General features: G+C 72.8%; 17 protein-coding genes. 6 read left to right on the forward strand and 11 right to left on the reverse strand.

Translation table 11 applies throughout. The features are described 5' to 3' along the window. Nucleotides 1-108: 108 nt before the first annotated feature. On the reverse strand, nt 109-2,904 hold the full coding sequence (locus VA596_RS17285; protein WP_410171891.1) for a DEAD/DEAH box helicase: 2,796 nt from the start codon (nt 2,902-2,904) through the stop codon (nt 109-111). Nucleotides 2,905-3,096: 192 nt separating this feature from the next. Here VA596_RS17285 and VA596_RS17290 point away from each other — a divergent pair, with 192 nt between their 5' ends. Then, nucleotides 3,097-3,663, forward strand: coding sequence for a hypothetical protein (locus VA596_RS17290; protein ID WP_323328296.1), 567 nt, complete (start codon nt 3,097-3,099; stop codon nt 3,661-3,663). Here VA596_RS17290 and VA596_RS17295 read toward each other — a convergent pair. The 7 genes from VA596_RS17295 to VA596_RS17325 all read right to left on the reverse strand — a co-directional run bounded on the left by VA596_RS17295 (nt 3,657) and on the right by VA596_RS17325 (nt 8,596). After that, a complete protein-coding gene (locus VA596_RS17295; protein WP_323328298.1) occupies nt 3,657-4,544 on the reverse strand; it encodes a diacylglycerol/lipid kinase family protein in 888 nt (295 codons plus the stop codon). The genes VA596_RS17290 and VA596_RS17295 overlap by 7 nt on opposite strands. Next, nucleotides 4,544-5,518 (reverse strand): twin-arginine translocase subunit TatC, encoded by a 975-nt coding sequence (gene tatC, locus VA596_RS17300; protein ID WP_323328300.1) that lies wholly within the window; start codon nt 5,516-5,518, stop codon nt 4,544-4,546. Before tatC ends, VA596_RS17295 begins: the two co-directional genes overlap by 1 nt. Nucleotides 5,519-5,601: 83 nt before the next feature. Next, nucleotides 5,602-5,931 carry a Sec-independent protein translocase subunit TatA gene (tatA, locus tag VA596_RS17305; protein ID WP_323328302.1) on the reverse strand — a complete coding sequence of 110 codons (330 nt, stop codon included), beginning with the start codon at nt 5,929-5,931 and terminating at the stop codon, nt 5,602-5,604. Nucleotides 5,932-5,962: 31 nt separating this feature from the next. Further along, a complete protein-coding gene (locus tag VA596_RS17310) occupies nt 5,963-6,175 on the reverse strand; it encodes a bacteriophage holin (protein ID WP_323328304.1) in 213 nt (70 codons plus the stop codon). A 9-nt stretch (nt 6,176-6,184) separates the two neighbouring features. Further along, nucleotides 6,185-7,165, reverse strand: a complete 981-nt coding sequence (locus VA596_RS17315) for a helix-turn-helix transcriptional regulator (RefSeq protein ID WP_323328306.1) — start codon at nt 7,163-7,165, stop codon at nt 6,185-6,187. Next, nucleotides 7,162-8,154: a helix-turn-helix transcriptional regulator gene (locus VA596_RS17320; protein WP_323328308.1), complete on the reverse strand. Its 993-nt coding sequence runs from the start codon at nt 8,152-8,154 to the stop codon at nt 7,162-7,164. Before VA596_RS17320 ends, VA596_RS17315 begins: the two co-directional genes overlap by 4 nt. 10 nt (nt 8,155-8,164) lie before the next feature. After that, a complete protein-coding gene (locus VA596_RS17325) occupies nt 8,165-8,596 on the reverse strand; it encodes a winged helix-turn-helix transcriptional regulator (protein ID WP_323328310.1) in 432 nt (143 codons plus the stop codon). 106 nt (nt 8,597-8,702) lie between these two features. Here VA596_RS17325 and VA596_RS17330 point away from each other — a divergent pair, with 106 nt between their 5' ends. Together VA596_RS17330 and VA596_RS17335 are read left to right on the forward strand one after the other, a co-directional pair. Beyond that, entirely contained in the window at nt 8,703-9,611 is a 909-nt protein-coding gene (locus tag VA596_RS17330) for an NADP-dependent oxidoreductase (protein ID WP_323328312.1), read from the forward strand. Between the two features lie 20 nt (nt 9,612-9,631). Continuing rightward, nucleotides 9,632-10,330 (forward strand): SDR family oxidoreductase, encoded by a 699-nt coding sequence (locus tag VA596_RS17335; protein ID WP_323328314.1) that lies wholly within the window; start codon nt 9,632-9,634, stop codon nt 10,328-10,330. Here the strand turns inward: VA596_RS17335 and VA596_RS17340 are convergent. Together VA596_RS17340 and pafA are read right to left on the reverse strand one after the other, a co-directional pair. Then, nucleotides 10,327-11,352: a WD40/YVTN/BNR-like repeat-containing protein gene (locus VA596_RS17340; protein ID WP_323328871.1), complete on the reverse strand. Its 1,026-nt coding sequence runs from the start codon at nt 11,350-11,352 to the stop codon at nt 10,327-10,329. The two genes, VA596_RS17335 and VA596_RS17340, sit on opposite strands and share 4 nt — an antisense overlap. A gap of 114 nt (nt 11,353-11,466) precedes the next feature. Beyond that, nucleotides 11,467-12,825 (reverse strand): Pup--protein ligase, encoded by a 1,359-nt coding sequence (gene pafA, locus VA596_RS17345; RefSeq protein WP_323328316.1) that lies wholly within the window; start codon nt 12,823-12,825, stop codon nt 11,467-11,469. Nucleotides 12,826-12,968: 143 nt separating this feature from the next. Here pafA and VA596_RS17350 point away from each other — a divergent pair, with 143 nt between their 5' ends. The 3 genes from VA596_RS17350 to VA596_RS17360 all read left to right on the forward strand — a co-directional run bounded on the left by VA596_RS17350 (nt 12,969) and on the right by VA596_RS17360 (nt 16,561). Beyond that, a complete protein-coding gene (locus VA596_RS17350) occupies nt 12,969-14,450 on the forward strand; it encodes a bifunctional phosphatase PAP2/diacylglycerol kinase family protein (RefSeq protein ID WP_323328318.1) in 1,482 nt (493 codons plus the stop codon). A 117-nt stretch (nt 14,451-14,567) separates the two neighbouring features. Beyond that, on the forward strand, nt 14,568-15,752 hold the full coding sequence (locus VA596_RS17355; RefSeq protein ID WP_410171892.1) for an alpha/beta hydrolase: 1,185 nt from the start codon (nt 14,568-14,570) through the stop codon (nt 15,750-15,752). Nucleotides 15,753-15,784: 32 nt separating this feature from the next. Then, complete coding sequence (locus tag VA596_RS17360; protein ID WP_323328322.1) at nt 15,785-16,561, forward strand: class I SAM-dependent methyltransferase; 777 nt, start codon at nt 15,785-15,787, stop codon at nt 16,559-16,561. A 53-nt stretch (nt 16,562-16,614) separates the two neighbouring features. Here VA596_RS17360 and prcA read toward each other — a convergent pair whose 3' ends face one another. Then, entirely contained in the window at nt 16,615-17,424 is an 810-nt protein-coding gene (gene prcA / locus VA596_RS17365; protein ID WP_323328324.1) for a proteasome subunit alpha, read from the reverse strand. Nucleotides 17,425-17,475 lie beyond the last annotated feature (51 nt).

Here is a 17,475-nt window from a genome sequence, read left to right on the forward strand (position 1 = left end):
GCCGAGCCGCGTACGCACGGTTCGTCGCCGATCCAACCACAGGTCCGAGCCGAGCACACGGGTCCACGCTCACCCGCTGCGCCGTCCGGACCAGCCCTCACACCCAGCTCACGCCGCACCCGCGGCGACAACCCCGCGACGCAGCGCCTTGACCGCTTCGGCCGCCGTCGCGCCGACCCGGTCGGTCTTGCCCAGCACGTCCCGGATCTGGTCGAGCAGGTCGATCACCTGACGCGACCAGCGCACGAAGTCGCCCGCCGACAGCTCCTGGCCGTTGGCCTCCGCCGCCGTGAGCACCTTCTCCAGCGACTCGCCGCGCGCCCAGCGGTAGACCGGCCACGCGAACCCTGCGTCGGGCTCGCGCGTGCGGTCGAGCCGGTGGCGCCGCTCGTCCTCGGTCAGCTCCACCCACAGCCGCGCGGTCTCCTCCCACGCCTCCGGAACCGCACCACCGGGCAGCCGCGGCTCCCCCGCCGTGTCCCGGCGCGCCTCGAACACCAGCGTCGAGACGACGGCGGCCAGCTCGGCCGGGCCGAGCTTCTCCCACACGCCGTGCCGGATGCACTCGGCGGCCAGCAGATCGGACTCGCTGTAGAGCCGGGTCAGGCGACGGCCGTGCTCGGTGACGCGGTCCTCGCCGTCACCGGCGGACTCCGGCCCGAGATAACCGCGCTCGCCCAGCAACGCGAGGATCCGGTCGAACGCCCGCGCCAGCGAGTGCGTGGTCGCCGCGACCTTCCGCTCCAGCTGCTCGGTTTCGGTGGTCAGCCGCTGGTACCGCTCGACCCAGCGCAGGTTCGCCTCCCGCTCGGCCAGCCCGTGGCACGGGTGCGCCCGCAGGGCCCGCCGCAGCGCCGCCAGCTCACCGTCCTCATTGGCCCCCGAGGTCCGCCGCTGCCTGCCGGGCAGGGAGATCCCCGCGCTGCGCAGCGTCGAAGCGATGTCACGGCGGGTCTTGGGCGAACGCAGCTCGATGTGCTTGGGCAGCTTGATCCGGCCCAGCGCCTCGACCGGAGCCGGGAAGTCCGCCACCGACAACGGCCCCGACCAGCGGTCCTCGGTCACCACGACCGGCCGCGGCTCCCGGATCGGGTCCAGCCCCGGGTCGACCACCACGGCCAGCCCCGCGCGACGGCCCGCCGGCACCGCGATGACGTCACCCTTGCGCAGCTTCTCCAGCGACTCGGCCGTGCCGGCGCGGCGCACGGCCGTGTTCTGCCGCGACAGCGCCTTCTCCCGCGTCGAGATCTTCGCCCGCAGCTCGACGTACTCGAGCATCTCGTCGAAGTCGCCGGTCACCGCGTTCGTGTAGCCCTTGAGCGCTTCCCGGTTCCGCTCGATCCGGCGGGCCGTGCCCACCACCGACCGGTCGGCCTGGAACTGCGCGAACGACTGTTCCAGCAGGTCACGGGCCTGCTCGGCACCCACCTGGGCGACCAGGTTCACGGCCATGTTGTAGCCGGGCCGGAACGACGACCGCAGCGGGTAGGTCCGCGTCGAGGCGAGCCCGGCGACCTGCTTCGGGTCGACACCCGGCTGCCACGCCACCACGGCGTGCCCCTCGACGTCGATCCCGCGACGCCCGGCCCGGCCGGTGAGCTGGGTGTACTCCCCCGGCGTCAGGTCGACGTGCGCCTCGCCGTTGTACTTCACCAGCCGTTCGAGCACCACGGTCCGGGCGGGCATGTTGATCCCGAGCGCGAGCGTCTCGGTCGCGAACACGACCTTCACCAGCCCCCGGACGAACAGCTCCTCGACCGTCTCCTTGAACGCCGGCAGCAACCCGGCGTGGTGACCGGCGATGCCGCGCTCGAGCGCCTCACGCCACTCCCAGTAGCCGAGCACCCCGAGGTCACCCTCGGGCAGCTCCGACGTGCGCTCCTCGATCACCTGGCGGATCTCGTCGATCTCCCCGGGACCGTTGAGCCGCAGCCCCGACCGGACGCACTGGTTGACCGCGGCGTCACAACCCGCCCGCGAGAAGATGAACACGATCGCCGGCAGCAACCCCGCCCGGTCCAGCTGCTCCGCGACCTCGACCCGCGACGGCGGCCGGAACCGCGGCATCCGGGGCCCACCCCGGCGGGCCCCGCGCGGACCGCGGAAGCCGGCGGGCGCGTACTGACGGCCGATCTCCTCGGTGCGGCGCACCAGGGTCGGGTTGATCCGCAGCTCGGCCCCGGGCGCGTGGACGTCCTCCCCCGCGAACAGGTCCATCATCCGGTTCCCGACCAGCATGTGCTGCCACAGCGGCACCGGGCGGTGCTCGTCGACGACCACCGCGGTGTCGCCGCGGACCTCGACCAGCCACTCGCCGAACTCCTCGGCGTTGCTGACCGTCGCCGACAGCCCGACCACCCGGACGTGCTCCGGCAGGTGCAGGATCACCTCTTCCCAGACCGCGCCGCGGAACCGGTCGGCCAGGTAGTGCACCTCGTCCATCACGACGTACCCGAGGTCGGTGATCGTCGAGGAACCGGCGTACAGCATGTTCCGCAGCACCTCGGTGGTCATCACGACCACCTGCGCGTTGCCGTTGATCGACGTGTCCCCGGTGAGCAGGCCGACCGCGTCCGCGCCGTAGCGCGCCACGAGGTCGCCGTACTTCTGGTTCGACAACGCCTTGATCGGCGTGGTGTAGAAGCACTTGCGCCCCTCGGCCAGCGCCAGGTGCACGGCGAACTCGCCGACGATCGTCTTCCCCGCCCCGGTGGGCGCGCAGACGAGCACACCGTGACCGCCCTCGAGGGCTTCGCACCCGCGGATCTGGAACTCGTCGAACTCGAAGGAGGACTCCGCGGCGAAGCGGGTCAGCTGGGGGTACTGCCCCCGGCGCGCGGAGGCCGCATAGGCCTCGGCCGGAGAAGGAGAAGGGCTACTGGCCACCTCGTCAGGGTTCCACATGCCACCGACAGTTTGCACGCGGCGTGACCGACGGCGTGGCGTGACGTGGTCGTCCGTCCCCTCTCGTTGCCCGTTTGTTCGCAGTTGGCCGGGCCGAAGGCCCGAATCAAACCCGGCAGTATAGGTCGTTATACACATGCAGAGGGAACCTGCCTGGCCGTTTCGGCGTCGGAGCGGCTGAAGGAGGCCACCATGACCGCACCCTGTCCGAGCTGCGGGCAGCTGGACCAGGTCCAGCACGTGCCCGCGGTCTACTACGGCGGGCACTCCTACTTCCGGGGCCAGGGCCCGACGGTGGCCGTGCCGGCCGGGGACGGGGTCATTTACACGAGCAGCCAGGTGTCCGGGGTGTCGGTCACCGGGGTCGCGCGGGCGCTCGACCCCTTCCCTCCCCCGCGCCGCAACGGTGGCCTGGTGGCCGGGATGGTGCTGCTCCTGATGGCCGGGAGCTGCTTCCTGTGGCTGCCGTTCTCCGCGGTCGGCGATCCGCCCCCGGGCGGGACGGGCGCCCTGGTGCTCGGGATCGTGCTGCTGGCGCTGCCGTCGGCGGCCGTGTTCGGCGGGCTGGGGACGCTGGTCTGGCTCTACGTCCGGCGGCTGCGCGCGCACCGGCGGCGCCGGGCCGGGGTCCCGGCCGCGCAGGCGTTGTGGGAGCAGGGCTGGTTCTGCCACCGCTGCGGTGGTGTCTACCTGGCGCAGGGGCAGCTGATGGCGCCCGCGCGGTTCCGCGAGCTGGTCGGCGAGGCCGGGGGCTATTGAGGGGCCAGCACCGTCAGGGCCCCGGGAACGCAGCTGACCGTCACCGGGACCGCGCCCTGGGGCTCGCCGTCGGCGTAGGCCGGCCAGGTGTTGCCGGTCAGGGTGACCGAGGCGGCCCGGAAGGTGCGGACGGCCGGGTGGGTGACGTGGTTGCCGGTGCGCAGGCCGGGGAGCATGCGGAGCAGGCCGCGGCGGGTCGCGTGGCCGATGACCGTGACGTCGAAGACGCCGTCCTCGGGGTCGGCCGTGGGGCAGATCGGGACGCCGCCGCCGTAGAACCGGGTGTTGCCGATCGCCACCAGCGTCGCGTCGAGCTCCAGGCGGTCGGTGCCGGTCTCGATGACCACCGGACGCGAGTGGAAGGACGCCAGCTCGGCGAGGATCGCCAGGTCGTAGCGGCGCGGACCGGAGGGCCAGCGCATCCGGTTGGCGCGTTCGTTGACGCTCGCGTCGAACCCCGCGCACAGGACCGTCGCGAACCACGTCTCGCCGACGCGGCCCAGGTCGATCCGCCGGCGCGCGCCGGAGCGCAGGGCCGCCACCAGCGCGTCGACCGCGGGCAGGGGCTCGCCCGGGACGCCGAGGGCGCGGGCGAAGTCGTTGCCGGTGCCCGCCGGGACCAGGCCGAGCGCGACGTCGTGGTTCGCGCAGAACTGGACACCTTGGTGCGCGGCGCCGTCACCGCCGAGCACGATGAGGACGTCGAGACCGGCGTCGTGCGAGGTCCGCATCAGGGCGCGGGACTCCTCGACGGTGTTGGCCACGAGGACGTCGAGCCGGTCGACGGCGGTGCGGAGCCGCTCGGCGACCGTGTCCGCGATCCGGGCGGCGGCGCCGTGCCCCGAGGCCGGGTGCACGGCGAGCGCGGCGTGGATCCCCACTACGTGATGTCGTCGGTGCCGGACGAGCGGCCGCCGGAGGTGGTCGGCGTGGACGGCTCGTCGTCGACCTTGCTCGGCGTGTAGTCGAACGGCGCGGCTTCGTCGTCGGCCAGCTTGTCCCAGCCCTCTTCGGACCGGAGCTTGTCCTTCTTGCGGTCGTGGAAGCGCGCCATCTGGATCGAGATCTCGAACAGCACGGTCAGCGCGGCGGCCAGGCCCAGCATCGAGAACGGGTCCGAGCCGGGGGTGGCGAAGGCGGCGAAGACGAACAGCGCGAACACGATGCCGCGGCGCCACCTCTTGAGCTGGACGTACTTGACCACGCCGACGCGGTTGAGCATCACGACCAGCAGCGGCAGCTCGAAGCTGATCCCGAAGATGACCAGCAGCGACAGCATGAACGAGATGTACTTGTCCGCGGTCAGCGCCGTGATGAACTCGCCCTGGCCGAAGCCCATCAGCAGCTGCAGCGCGTGCGGGAACAGGATGTAGGCCAGGACCGCACCGGCGGCGAACAGCACGGACGCGAACGACACGAAGGTCAGCGCGTACCGGCGTTCCTTGGTGTAGAGGCCCGGCGCGATGAACGCCCAGATCTGGTAGAGCCACGCCGGGGCCAGCACGACCGCACCGGCGGCCACGCCTACCTTGATCTGGATCATGAACGCTTCGAACGGCACGGTCTGCAGCAGCTGGCAGCCCTGGAAGCCGTTGAGCCTGCGGTCCGGCGGGATGGCGCAGTACGGCGCCTTCATGATCTCGCCGAGCGACGGGACCGGCCCCAGCTTGGTGCTGAACCAGATGAACCCGAAGATCCCGCCGATGACGACGGCGAGCAGCGCCAGGCCGAGGCGACGGCGGAACTCGTAGATGTGCTCGATGAGCGTCATCGTGCCGTCGGGGTTGGCTCGGCGGCCGCGCTTGCGCCGCTTCGAGGCGCTCTTCTCCCCGTTTCCGGAGGCGGCTTCCGCCACTGGGGTTTCCGTTCTCGTCGGAGTCCCCCGGAGCGCGCCCGGCTAGACGCGCTCCGTGGACCAGGGACCGGTGGTGGGCTGGCTCAGCTGGCGTTCTTCTGCTCGGCGGCCGGCGCCTGCTGCTGCTTCTTCAGCTCGTCGAGCTGCCGCTGCAGGTCGGCGACCTGCTGGTCGGTGGCCGACGGGGCGGCGGGCACGACCGGCGTGGCCGGGATCTGCTTGGTCTCGACCGGCTCGGCGTCCTCGGCCGCGGTGGCCTTGTGCTCGCCGGTGAGGTCCTTGGTCTCGGCCTTGAAGATCTTCATGGACTTGCCGATGGACCGGGCCGCGTCGGGAAGCCTCTTGGCCCCGAACAACAGCACGACGACGAGCACCAAGATGATCAAATGCCACGGCTGCAATCCGTTCAGCATGGTGGCCTCCTATCTGCGTCTGGTAGGGATGTTACTGGTTTTCCGGCTTCCGGCGGCGCTGCGCGAACGCGACGCGCAAGGCTGCCGACCGGGCGCGGACGAGTCCGGCCTGGTCCTGGGTGTTCGTAGCCACCATGCTTGCGGTCTGCTTGAAAGCACGCAAGACCCGCGCCGTGCGCACCAGCAGGAACACGAGCAGCAGCAGGCCGAGGGCGGCGAGCACGATGGTGGGCAGGTACGGCACGCGGTCAGCCTAGTGGTCGCAGGTTGACGGAAGGTGACGGGCTCGGGCCACCGCGTCGGCGGCCCGGCGGCCGACGTCGGAGGCCAGGTCGGCCGGGCTTTCGACCAGCGCTTCCCCGCCCAGGCCCAGCACGAGGCGCACCATCCAGGACTGGTCGGCGTAGCGCATCCGGATCCGGAGGCGGCCGCCGTCGAGCTCGTCGAGCTCCTCGCACGGGTAGTACTCGGCTACCCAGCGTGCGTCCGGGTCGAGGACGAGCACGGCCTCCCGCTGATCGGGACGCTCGCGAAAGACACCTTCGGAGATGTCGGTCGGGTGGGCGTGCGCGGGCGGGCGGGACGGCTCGTCGAGCACGGTCAGCTCGTCGATCCGGTCGAGCCGGAACAGCCGGACGCCCTCGGCGCGGCGGCACCAGGCTTCGAGGTAGCCGACGGCCTGGACGATGAGCAGCCTCATCGGGTCGACGGTGCGCTCGGTGATCTGGTCCTTCGACGCGGTGTAGTAGCGGATCCGCAGCGCCCGCCCGTCGCGCAGGGCCCGGGCGACCTCCTCGCGGTTCCGCGCGGTCTTCTTGCCCTCGCGGACCCCGCCGCCGACGATCACCCCGGCCGGCTGGGCCTGCCCGGCGGCGGCCTCGATCTTGGCGATGGACCGGCGCACGGCGTCGCCGTCGACCACGCCCGGGGTCTCCCCCAGCGCCCGCAGCGCGACCAGCAGCGCGGTCGCCTCGCCGCCGGTGAGCCGCAGCGGCCGGTTCATCCCGGCGTCGTGGGTGACGACGATGGTGTCACCCTCGAAGGACAGGTCGATCAGGTCGCCGGGGCCGTAGCCGGGCAGCCCGCACATCCAGAGCAGCTCGAGGTCCTTGCGCAGCTGCTTCGGCGTGACGTCGAAGTCCTGCGCGGCCTCGTCGACGCGGATCCCCGGCCGCGCGAGCAGGTAGGGCACGAGCGCCAGGAGGCGGGGCATCCGGTCGCCGGAGCCGCTCATCGGACGCTCCCCTGCTGCTGCCGGGCGACGACGGCCTCCAGCCTGTCCTGCACGGTCTTGGCCAGCACGTCGGGGTCCAGCACGACGACGTCCGGGCCCTGCGCGGTGATCCAGTCGGCGGCCGACTCCGGGAAGAGCAGGCCGATCTCGACGAGGTCCCCCTCCTGGCCGTCGACGGCGGAGCGCCCGATGACGGTGCCGCGGCGGCGGACGCCGGCGGCGCGGCCGTCGGCGACCCAGAGCCGCGCGGTGGTGACCGGGGCCGGCTCGGAGTCCCCCGAGGTGGCCGACACGAGCTGGAGCAGGTTGACGCCGTCCGGGCGGTGCACCGCGCCGGGCTTCCCGACGGGCCGGACCTGGCCGGTGACCCGGGAGAGGCGGAAGCAGCGGGTGGCGCCGCGGTCGCGGTCGTGCCCGACGACGTACCAGCGGGCCTTCCACGACACCACGCCCCACGGTTCGAGGGTGCGCATGATGCGTTCGGGCGAGCCGCTGCGGCGGTACTCGAAGCGCACGGCCTGGCCGCTCTGGACCGCCGCGAGCAGCGGCCCGAACGCCGGTTCGGCGCGCACGCGGGGTTCGATGACGGTCCGGGCCTGGTCGTCGACCTCGAGGCCGGCGGCGCGCAGCTTGACCAGCGCGCCCTGGGCCTGCCCGGTGAGCTCCGGGGAGTCCCACAGCCGGGACGCCAGCGCGACCGCGGCGGCCTCGTCGGGCGCCAGGTCGATTTCGCCGAGCTCGTAGTCGCGGCGGGCGATGCGGTAGCCCTCGATGGCGTCGAAGGCGGAGTTGCGGCCGGTCTCCAGCGGGATGCCCAGCTCGCGCAGCTCGGTCTTGTCCCGCTCGAACATCCGGAAGTAGGCGTCGTCACTGGACGCGTCGCCGTATCCGGGCACGATGCCGCGAATCCGCTCGGCAGTGAGGTACTGCCGGGTGGACAGGAGGGCCAGCACCAGATTGACCAGCCGTTCGGCGCGTGCGGTGGACACCCGGTAGAGCCTAGCCCGCTCCGCCCGGCCCGATCGTGAGGTCCGGCGTACGCGCGTCGTAATCGGCGCGCGCGGTGCTGACCTCGTCGAAGTTGGACTCCGCCCAGTCCTTGAACGCGGACATCAGCGCGCGGAGGCTTTCCCCCAGCGGCGTAAGGGAATAGTCGACGCGGACGGGCACCGACGGGGTCACCTCGCGGTGCAGCAGGCCGTCGCGTTCGAGCACCCGCAGGGTCTGGGTGAGCATCTTCTGGCTCACCCCGGCGATGCGCCGCGAAAGGTCGCTGTAGCGCATCGGGCCGTCACCGAGCGCGACCAGGACGAGGCTGACCCACTTGCCGGCGATCTCGTCGAGCAGCTTCCGGGTGGGGCAGGCGGCGAGATAGGCGTCGTAGGCGGCCTTTTCGGCCAGTCGCTTCTGCTCCGCCGTGCGGGTGGGCAACGGGCGAACCTCCTGGTACGGCAGGCACCTGCAGGTGCGTACTTCCCGTTGGAGAGTAGCTCCCCATACGTTCGCGGGGAAGATCGGACCCGCGAAGGAGCGAGAGATGCGTGCGATGGTGGTCCGCCGGTTCGGCGGCCCGGAAGTGATCGAACCCGCCGACGTCCCGGTGCCGGAGCCGGGCCCGGGTCAGGTGCGGATCCGGGTGGCGGCGGCCGCGGTGAACCCGGTCGACGCCGCGACCCGGTCCGGGATCCTGACCGAAGCCGGGGTGATCCCGCCGCGGGAGGTGCTCGGCCTGGGCTGGGACGTCGCGGGCGTGGTCGAGGCCGGCACCGGGTTCCGCGTGGGCGAGGCCGTGATCGGGCTGCGCGACCGGATCGCCGCGCCGCTGGGCGCCTACGCCGAGCGGATCGTGCTGGACGCCTCGGCCGTCGCCCCGGCTCCGGCGGGCTTCTCCCCCGCCGAAGCCGCGACCCTGCCGCTCAACGCCCTCACCGCCGCCCAGGCCCTCGATCTCGCCGGGACCGGCAGGACCCTGCTGGTCACCGGTGCGGCGGGCGCGGTCGGCGGCTACGCCGTCGCCCTCGCGCACACCCGGAAGCTCCGGGTGGTCGCCGTGGCCGGTGCTGCCGATGAAGCGCAGGTCAGGACATTCGGCGCGGGCGAGTTCGTGCCGCGCGGGCCGGACCTGGCCGATCGCGTGCGCGCCCTGGTCCCGGGTGGGGTCGACGCCGTTCTCGACACCGCGCTGCTCGGGCTGGACGCGCTCGACGCCGTCCGTGGCGGCGGCGAGTTCGTCGCCTTCGCCGCCGGGGCCGCGCCGCTTCCCCTGCGCGGGATCCGCGTCCGCCACGTCTGGATCCGCGCCGACGGCGCACGGCTGGCCGACCTCACCGCGGCGGGCGTCCTGCGCCCGCGCGTCGCGGACGTGCTGCCGCTCTCCGCCGCGGCGGAGGCCCACGAACGGCTGGCCGCGGGCGGGCTGCGCGGCCGTCTCGTGCTGACACCGTGAGTTCTCCCTAGCCTGGGGGCATGGATGATCGTGTTCTCCTCATCACCGGTGCCTCCCGCGGCCTGGGTGCCGCGACCGCGCGGCTGGCCGCCGCGTCCGGTTTCCAGGTCGCCCTCGTGGCCCGCAAGGCCGAGTCCGTCGCGCCGCTGGCCGCCGAACTGGGCGAAGACCGGGCGCTGGCGCTGGGCGCCGACGTCGCGGACTGGGCGGCCATCTCCGGCGCCGTCGCCGAGACCGTCGCGAGGTTCGGGCGGCTCGACGCGGCATTCGCCAACGCCGGGATCGGCGTCGGAACGTCGTTCTTCGGCACCGGCGACCCAGACCCGACGGCGTGGGAGGAAATGGTCCGCATCAACGTGCTCGGCGCGGCCTACACCGCCCGCGCGGTGCTGCCCGCGCTGGCGGAGTCGACCGGGCACCTGCTGATCACCGGCTCGGTCGCGGGCCGCTACATCCGCAACGCGAGCCTGTACTCGGTGACGAAGTGGGCGGTGACCGGCATGGCCGGGGCGATCCGCGAGGAGGCCGTCGGCACCGGCGTGCGCGTCACACTGATCCAGCCCGGCATCACCGACACCGACATCCTCAACGAGGAGCAGCGCAAGAAGCCGCAGCTGGTGCCGGACGACATCGCCCGCGCGGTGCTCTACGCGCTGCAGCAGCCGCCGTCGGTGGACGTCAACGAGATCATGGTCCGCCCCACCGGCCAGGTGCTCTAGCCGAGCCGGGCGACGCGGCCCTTGGCGCCGGACGCCCAGCAGCTGCCCAGCGGGGTGCAGTCCACGGTGTCGAAGCTGCCGGTGTCGAACGACGTCCAGTGCCGGCCGCCGTCCGGGCTGAGGTCGCTGCCGCCGGGGCCGACGGCGAGGACCGTGCCGCCGCGCCAGGCCAGCCCGGAGCGGTACCCGGCCGGGTACCGCCCCGGGGTGCGCCAGGTGCGGCCGCGGTCGTTCGACAGCGCGACGGCGGGGCCGGGCGCGGTCGGGTTGGCGAAGTCGCCGCCGATCGCGACGCCCTGCCACGGCGTGCGGAACGCAAGGGCGAACACGCCGGCCGACGGGCTGCTCGGCAACGGCGTGTCCGACGCGCTCCAGTGGCGGCCGCCGTCGCCGGAGTGCAGGACGCGGGCGGTGGCGCCGCCGCCGGTGGCCAGCCAGGCGTCGAACGGGCCCGAGGTGGTGACGCACTGGCCGCTGGCGGCGAACCCGGCCTCACCGGGCAGGGCGGCCGGGAAGCCGCTGTCCGGGACCTGCCGCCAGCTGCGGCCGCCGTCGAAGGTGGCCTGCATCCGGAACCTGCCGTCCACGGGGTCGCTCATCGCCAGGCCGCGCCACGGGTCGAAGAAGGCGAGGCAGTCGTAGAACGCGGCGGCGTCGGTGTTCTGGAACGTCTGGCGCCAGTGCGCGCCGGCGTCGTCGGTCCGGTAGACGCGGGAGTCGGTGCCGGGGCCGATCGAGAGGATCACGGCGTGGTCGGTGTCGAAGGCCTCGACGTCGCGGAACTCGAGCGTACCTGTGTCCGGCGGCCCGACGGACTTCCAGGTCCGGCCGCCGTCGACGGTGCGCAGCACGGTGCCCTGGGTGCCGCTGACCCACGCGACCCGGGCACTGACCGCGGACAGCCCGCGGAACTGGGCGGTGACGCCGGTCGGCGTCACGTCCCACTTGGGCAGGTGCCCGGACGCGGACGCCGGCACCGCGAGCGCCACCAGAAGACCGAGGACGAGAACCACCGCACGCAGCACACGCATGGGCAGATCCTGCCGCACCCGCCCAGCGACTTTCGTAGCGTTTAAAGCCGTGAAGGCCACATCGAGGGACTCAGAGTCCCTCGATGTGGCCTTCACGGACCTGGGCTAGAGCGAGCTGATCAGGCGTTCGACGCGCTCGTCGACCGAGCGGAACGGGTCCTTGCACAGCACCGTGCGCTGGGCCTGGTCGTTCAGCTTGAGATGCACCCAGTCGACGGTGAAGTCGCGCCCGGCGGCCTGGGCGGCGGCGATGAAGTCGCCGCGCAGCTTCGCCCGGGTCGTCTGCGGCGGGGTGTCCTTGGCCGCCTCGATCTCGCCGTCGTCGGTGATCCGGCGGACCAGGCCCTTGCGCTGCAGCAGGTCGAAGATGCCCCGGCCGCGGCGGATGTCGTGGTAGGCCAGGTCGAGCTGCGCGATGCGCGGGCTGGACAGGTCCAGGTCGTGCTTGTGCCGGTAGCGCTCGACCAGCCGGTGCTTGATCGCCCAGTCGATCTCGGTGTCGATCTTGCCGAAGTCCTGCTGCTCGACCGCGTCCAGCGCCCGGCCCCACAGCTCGATGACCTTGTCGTTGGCCGGGCTCGAGCCGTTGTCCTTGAGGTGCTGCACCGCGCGGGCGTGGTACTCGCGCTGGATGTCCAGCGCCGAGGCCTCGCGCCCGCCGGCCAGGCGCACCTGGCGGCGGCCGGTGAGGTCGTGGCTGATCTCGCGGATCGCCCGGATCGGGTTGTCGAGGGTGAAGTCGCGGAACTGGACGCCGGCCTCGATCATCTCGAGCACCAGGTTCGCCGAGCCGACCTTGAGCATCGTCGTCGGCTCGGCCATGTTCGAGTCGCCCACGATGACGTGCAGGCGCCGGTAGCGCTCGGCGTCGGCGTGCGGCTCGTCGCGGGTGTTGATGATCGGGCGCGAGCGGGTGGTGGCGCTCGAGACGCCCTCCCAGATGTGCTCGGCCCGCTGCGACAGGCAGTAGACCGCGCCCCGCGGCGTCTGCAGGACCTTCCCGGCGCCGCAGATGAGCTGGCGGGTGACCAGGAACGGGAGCAGCACGTCCGCGATCCGGGAAAACTCACCCGCGCGGGTCACCAGGTAGTTCTCGTGACAGCCGTACGAGTTGCCCGCCGAGTCCGTGTTGTTCTTGAACAGGAAGATGTCGCCGCCAATGCCCTCGTCCGCCAGCCGCCGCTCCGCGTCGACCAGCAGGTCCTCGAGGATCCGCTCGCCGGCCTTGTCGTGCGTGACGAGCTGGACCAGGTCGTCGCACTCGGCCGTCGCGTACTCGGGGTGCGAGCCGACGTCGAGGTAGAGCCTCGAGCCGTTGGACAGGAAGACGTTCGAAGAACGGCCCCACGAGACGACCCGCCGGAAGAGGTAGCGCGCCACCTCGTCGGGAGAGAGCCTGCGCTGGCCGTGGAAAGTGCACGTGACCCCGAACTCGGTCTCGATGCCAAAGATCCGCCGCTGCATCCCACCAGAGTAGGCGCTGCACCCCCCTCGACGGTGGGCCGTTCGGGCGTCGACACGCCCCCAGTAGGCCACAGACGGTGAAATGCCCCCGAATCAGGCACGATTGGAGCACATCCCTTGACGTCGCGACGAAGGCGGACCTCTTGTCACACCAGCTCATCCGGGCGTTCCGGCGGGTCGGCCGGACCGACCGCGCCCTGATGCGCCGCAGCGCCCGTCTTCCGGCCACCAAGGCCGACGACGCGCTGATGGCGCTGTCCCGGTCGGCGAACAAGTCCCGCCTCTGGTGGGTGGTCGCCGCCGGGCTCGCCGTCCGCCCGGGCGCGACCCGCCGCGGCGCGCTGCGCGGGGTCGTCGCCATCGCCGGCGCGAGCGCCGCCGCGAACCTCATCGGCAAGCCCCTCTTCCCCCGCCGCCGCCCGGCCGAGGAGGAGATGCCGATGCACCGCCGCCTGCGGAAACGCCCGACGTCGTCGTCGTTCCCCTCGGGCCACTCCGCCTCCGCGGCCGCCTTCGCGACGGCGGTGGCCATGGAGTCGCCGCGGGCCGGGCTCGCCGTCGCGCCGCTCGCGCTGGCCGTGGCCTACTCGCGCGTCCACACCGGCGTGCACTGGCCTTCCGACGTCGGCGTCGGCATCGCCATCGGCACCGGCGTCGGCCTGGCGACCCGGCACTGGTGGCCGCTGCACGACGACGTCCCCGGCCGCACCGCCCACGACGCGGACGCGCCCGAGATGGTCGACGGCGAGGACATGCTCGTGCTGGTCAACCCCGGTTCCGGGGTGCAGGGCCAGGACCCGACCGAGGACGCCCGGTACGCCTGGCCGAAGGCCGAGATCCTGTACCCGGACCCCGAGCGGGACCTGCGCGCCCAGCTCGAAGCCGAGATCGACGCGCGCGGGACCGTCCGCGCCCTCGGCGTCGCGGGTGGTGACGGCACCGTCGCGGCGGTGGCGTCCGTCGCGGCCGAGCGCGACCTCCCCCTCGCGCTGATCCCGGCGGGCACGCTCAACCACTTCGCCCGCGACATCGGCATCCAGTCGATGCCCGACGCCGACGCGGCCACCGAGGTCGGCAACGCCGTCGGCATCGACCTCGGTGAGGTCGCGGTCGAAGGGCCCGACGGCCCGGCGCACCGCTGGTTCGTCAACACCGCGAGCCTCGGCGGCTACCCGGAGATGGTCCGGCTCCGCGAGAAGCTGCAGGAAAAGCACCCGAAGTGGCCCTCGGCCGCGATCGCGCTGGCCCGGACGCTGCGGCACGCGAGGCCGCTGACCGTCCGGCTCAACGGCAAGCTCACGCAGGTGTGGCTGCTGTTCGTGGGCAACGGCACGTACGCGCCGAAGGGGTTCGCGCCCAGCCGCCGTCCCGCGCTCGACACCGGCCTGCTGGACATCCGCTACCTGCGCGCCGACCTGCCCTACTCCCGGGCCCGGTTCCTGCTGGCGATGGTCACCCGCACCCTCGCGGCCAGCCACGTCTACCAGGAGCTCGACCTGCCCGAGCTGGACGTCGAGCTGCTCGACGGCCACCGCCGCGTCGCCACCGACGGCGAGGTCGGCCCGCTCGGCAACCGGTTCCGCTTTCGGTCCCGGCCCAGCGCCCTCACCATCTACCGCCTTTAATCTTCTTTTACTTTCTCTCAACGAACCCACAGGGTCCCCCGGCTAGCGTCAAGATCGACATGCGGGCCGTCCTGCCCGCGACCAGGGGACTAGTGGGGTTTTGATGGAGTGGCGCGCGTGAGCCCGCAGGTCGCCGTCGATCCGGTGCTGCCGGGTGACGTCACGGCGCGCGCCCGGGACCTCGGGCCGTTCGAATCGCCGTTCATCTGGCTGGCCTTCGCCACGGCCGCGGTCGCCGTGCTGGCGGCGGTGATCGCGCTCGCGCACCGGCGGCGCGCCCGCCGGTGGGGCCTCACCGCCGTCGGCGTCCTCCTGCTGCTCGGCGCGGTCACGGCCGTGAACAGCTACGTCGGGTACGTCCGCACGTCCGACGACCTGGCCCGGCTGCTCCAGCGCGGCCCCGGCGCCGTCAACCTCGCCGGGCACCTGCTCGACGACGACAAGGAAGCGCCCGAGGCTCCTTCGTCGTCGGCGCCCCGCGGCGGGACCGGCGTAGCGGCTGCGGGCCAGAAGATCGACGTCGTCCAGCTCCCCGACCCCGCGCACGGCATCCCGTCGGGCAGCAACTACGTCATCCTGCCGCCCGGGTACGGCGACCCCGCCAACGCCGGCCGCCGCTACCCCGTCGTCTACCTGATCCACGGCTACCCCTACGGCGGCCCGCGCGACTGGCTGACCTCCGGCGACGCCCCGGGCACCCTCCAGGCGCTGCAGCAGGCGAACGCGATCAACCCGATGATCGTGGTCAGCGTGGACATGACCGCCGGCGTGCCCAGCACCGACTGGGAGTGCCTCGACGTCCCCGGCGGCCCGCGGCTGGAGACCTACCTGGCGAGCACGGTCGTCCCGGCGATCGACCACCGCTACCGCACGCTGGCCGACCGCGCCCACCGTGCGCTGGGCGGCATGTCCGGCGGCGGGTTCGGCGCGCTCAACATCGGCCTGCACCACGTCGACGAGTTCGCCACCCTGATCATCGCCCTGCCCTATGACGACCTCAACGACTCGATCGGCGTCCTCGGCGGCGACCAGGCCGCCATCGCCGCGAACACCCCGCGCCGCTACCTGCCGACGATGAAGTTCCCGGCCCCGATCTCGGTGATGCTCGCCGTCGGCACCGGCGCGCCCACCGACGTCACCACGGCCCACCGCATCGCCGACGCCCTCCACGCCCGCGGCCAAGACGCGGTCGTCCACGCCGAACGCGGCTTCAACCACACCTGGCACACGGCCCGGGCGACGCTGCCGTACCTGCTCGCCTTCGCCGACCAGAACTTCCGGCAGTCCCCCGCCACGTCCTGAAAGCCGGTTGCCCGGGGTTGCGACCATGGATCATGGACCTCGAAACGCACTACGCGACCGGCCCGCCCGAAACGTCCCGGCTCGCCCGCACGCCCCACGGCCGGCTCGAGTACCTGCGCACCCGGGAGCTGCTGCACCGCTTCCTCCCCGGCCACGCCCGGGTCCTCGACGTCGGCGGCGGCACCGGGGTGCACGCCGCGTGGCTCGCCGGGGAAGGCCACACCGTGCACCTCGTCGACGTCGTCCCCGGTCACGTCGCCACGGCGTCCGCGGTGCCCGGCGTCACGGCGCGGGTGGGTGATGCCCGGCAGCTCGCCGTCGACTCCGCGGCCTGGGACGTCGTCCTGCTCCTCGGGCCGCTGTACCACCTGGTCGACGCCGCGGACCGGGCCCGGGCGCTCGCCGAAGCCCGGCGGGTCCTGCGCCCGGGCGGCTTGGTCGCGGCCGCGGGCATCAGCCGGTACCTGTCCCTGCTCGAAACCGGCGCCGCGGGCACCCTCACGGACGACCGCGTGGCGCCGATCCGCGACGTCGTCACCACCGGCGCCTACGACGGCCACGTCGGCTTCGTGCCGACCCACTGGCACACGGCCACCGAACTCCACGACGAACTGGCCGCGGCGGGCTTCACCGGCACCGGCGTCTACGGCGTCGAAGGCCCGGCGTGGCCCGCACTCGACGAAGCCGGGCTCACCGCGTTCGACAGCCGGGTCGAGGCCGCCCTGCGCGCCGCGCGGCTCGCCGAGCGGGACCCGCACCTCGTCCACGCCAGCGCGCACCTGCTCGCGCTCGCCCGCCGCCCGGCCTGACCACAGACGCGAAAACGGGGCGTGGTCACCGACCACGCCCCGTTTCGTACGGACTATTCGCCTTCCGGCTTCTCCGGCTCGTCGACCACCGGGTCCGGCACCGGCAGCAGCGCGTCCAGCGCCGCGCCGGTCAGGCGGCGGAACGAGCGCCGCGGGCGGTCGCGGTCCAGCACCGCGACCTCCAGCTTGATCGGGTCGGCCTCGCCGTTGCCGTTCGCGGAGGCGCTCGCCGACGCGGACGACGAAGAAGACGACGACGAACCGGCCGAGGTGGACGTCGTCGCGGCCGGCTGGGTCGGCGTGCGCAGCGCGGCGACCGCCACGCCCAGCGCCGCCTGCAGGTCCAGGCCGTCCTCGAACGTCTCCTTCAGCTTCGTCGCGATCTTCTCGGTCAGGCCGCCCATCACGATGTACTGCGGCTCGTCGAAGATCGAGCCGTCGTAGGTCAGCCGGTACAGCTGGTCCTCCGCCGCGCTCGCCCCGACCTCGGCCACGCAGATCTCCACCTCGAACGGCTTCAGCTGCTCGGTGAAGATGCTGCCCAGCGTCGCCGCGTAGGCGTTCGCCAGGCCCCGCGCGCTCACGTCGCGCCGGTCGTACTGGTAGCCCTTGAGGTCGGCGTGCCGGATCCCGGCCACCCGCAGGTTCTCGAACTCGCTGAAGCGCCCGACCGCGGCGAAGCCGATCCGGTCGTAGATCTCGGAGACCTTGTGCAGCGTCGCCGACGGGTTCTCGGCCACGAACAGCACGCCGCCCGCGTACTTCAGCACCACCACGCTCCGGCCGCGCGCGATGCCCTTGCGCGCCAGCTCGGAACGCTCCCGCATCAGCTGCTCGGGAGAGGCATACAACGGCATCGTCACGGTGTGCGCTCCAGGTCTTTCGGTGTTTCGGCGTTCACTGGTTCAGTCCGG

The organism is Amycolatopsis heterodermiae, assembly GCF_034929455.1.
GTDB lineage: Bacteria > Actinomycetota > Actinomycetes > Mycobacteriales > Pseudonocardiaceae > Amycolatopsis > Amycolatopsis heterodermiae.

Excerpts from the sequence above, each read along its gene's own strand:
- VA596_RS17315 (WP_323328306.1), bottom strand. The coding sequence starts at position 7,165 with ATGAGCGGCTCCGGCGACCGGATGCCCCGCCTCCTGGCGCTCGTGCCC.
- VA596_RS17330 (WP_323328312.1), top strand. The coding sequence starts at position 8,703 with ATGCGTGCGATGGTGGTCCGCCGGTTCGGCGGCCCGGAAGTGATCGAA.
- VA596_RS17290 (WP_323328296.1), top strand. The coding sequence starts at position 3,097 with ATGACCGCACCCTGTCCGAGCTGCGGGCAGCTGGACCAGGTCCAGCAC.
- tatA (WP_323328302.1), bottom strand. The coding sequence starts at position 5,931 with ATGCTGAACGGATTGCAGCCGTGGCATTTGATCATCTTGGTGCTCGTC.
- VA596_RS17360 (WP_323328322.1), top strand. The coding sequence starts at position 15,785 with ATGGACCTCGAAACGCACTACGCGACCGGCCCGCCCGAAACGTCCCGG.
- VA596_RS17335 (WP_323328314.1), top strand. The coding sequence starts at position 9,632 with ATGGATGATCGTGTTCTCCTCATCACCGGTGCCTCCCGCGGCCTGGGT.
- pafA (WP_323328316.1), bottom strand. The coding sequence starts at position 12,825 with ATGCAGCGGCGGATCTTTGGCATCGAGACCGAGTTCGGGGTCACGTGC.
- VA596_RS17285 (WP_410171891.1), bottom strand. The coding sequence starts at position 2,904 with ATGTGGAACCCTGACGAGGTGGCCAGTAGCCCTTCTCCTTCTCCGGCC.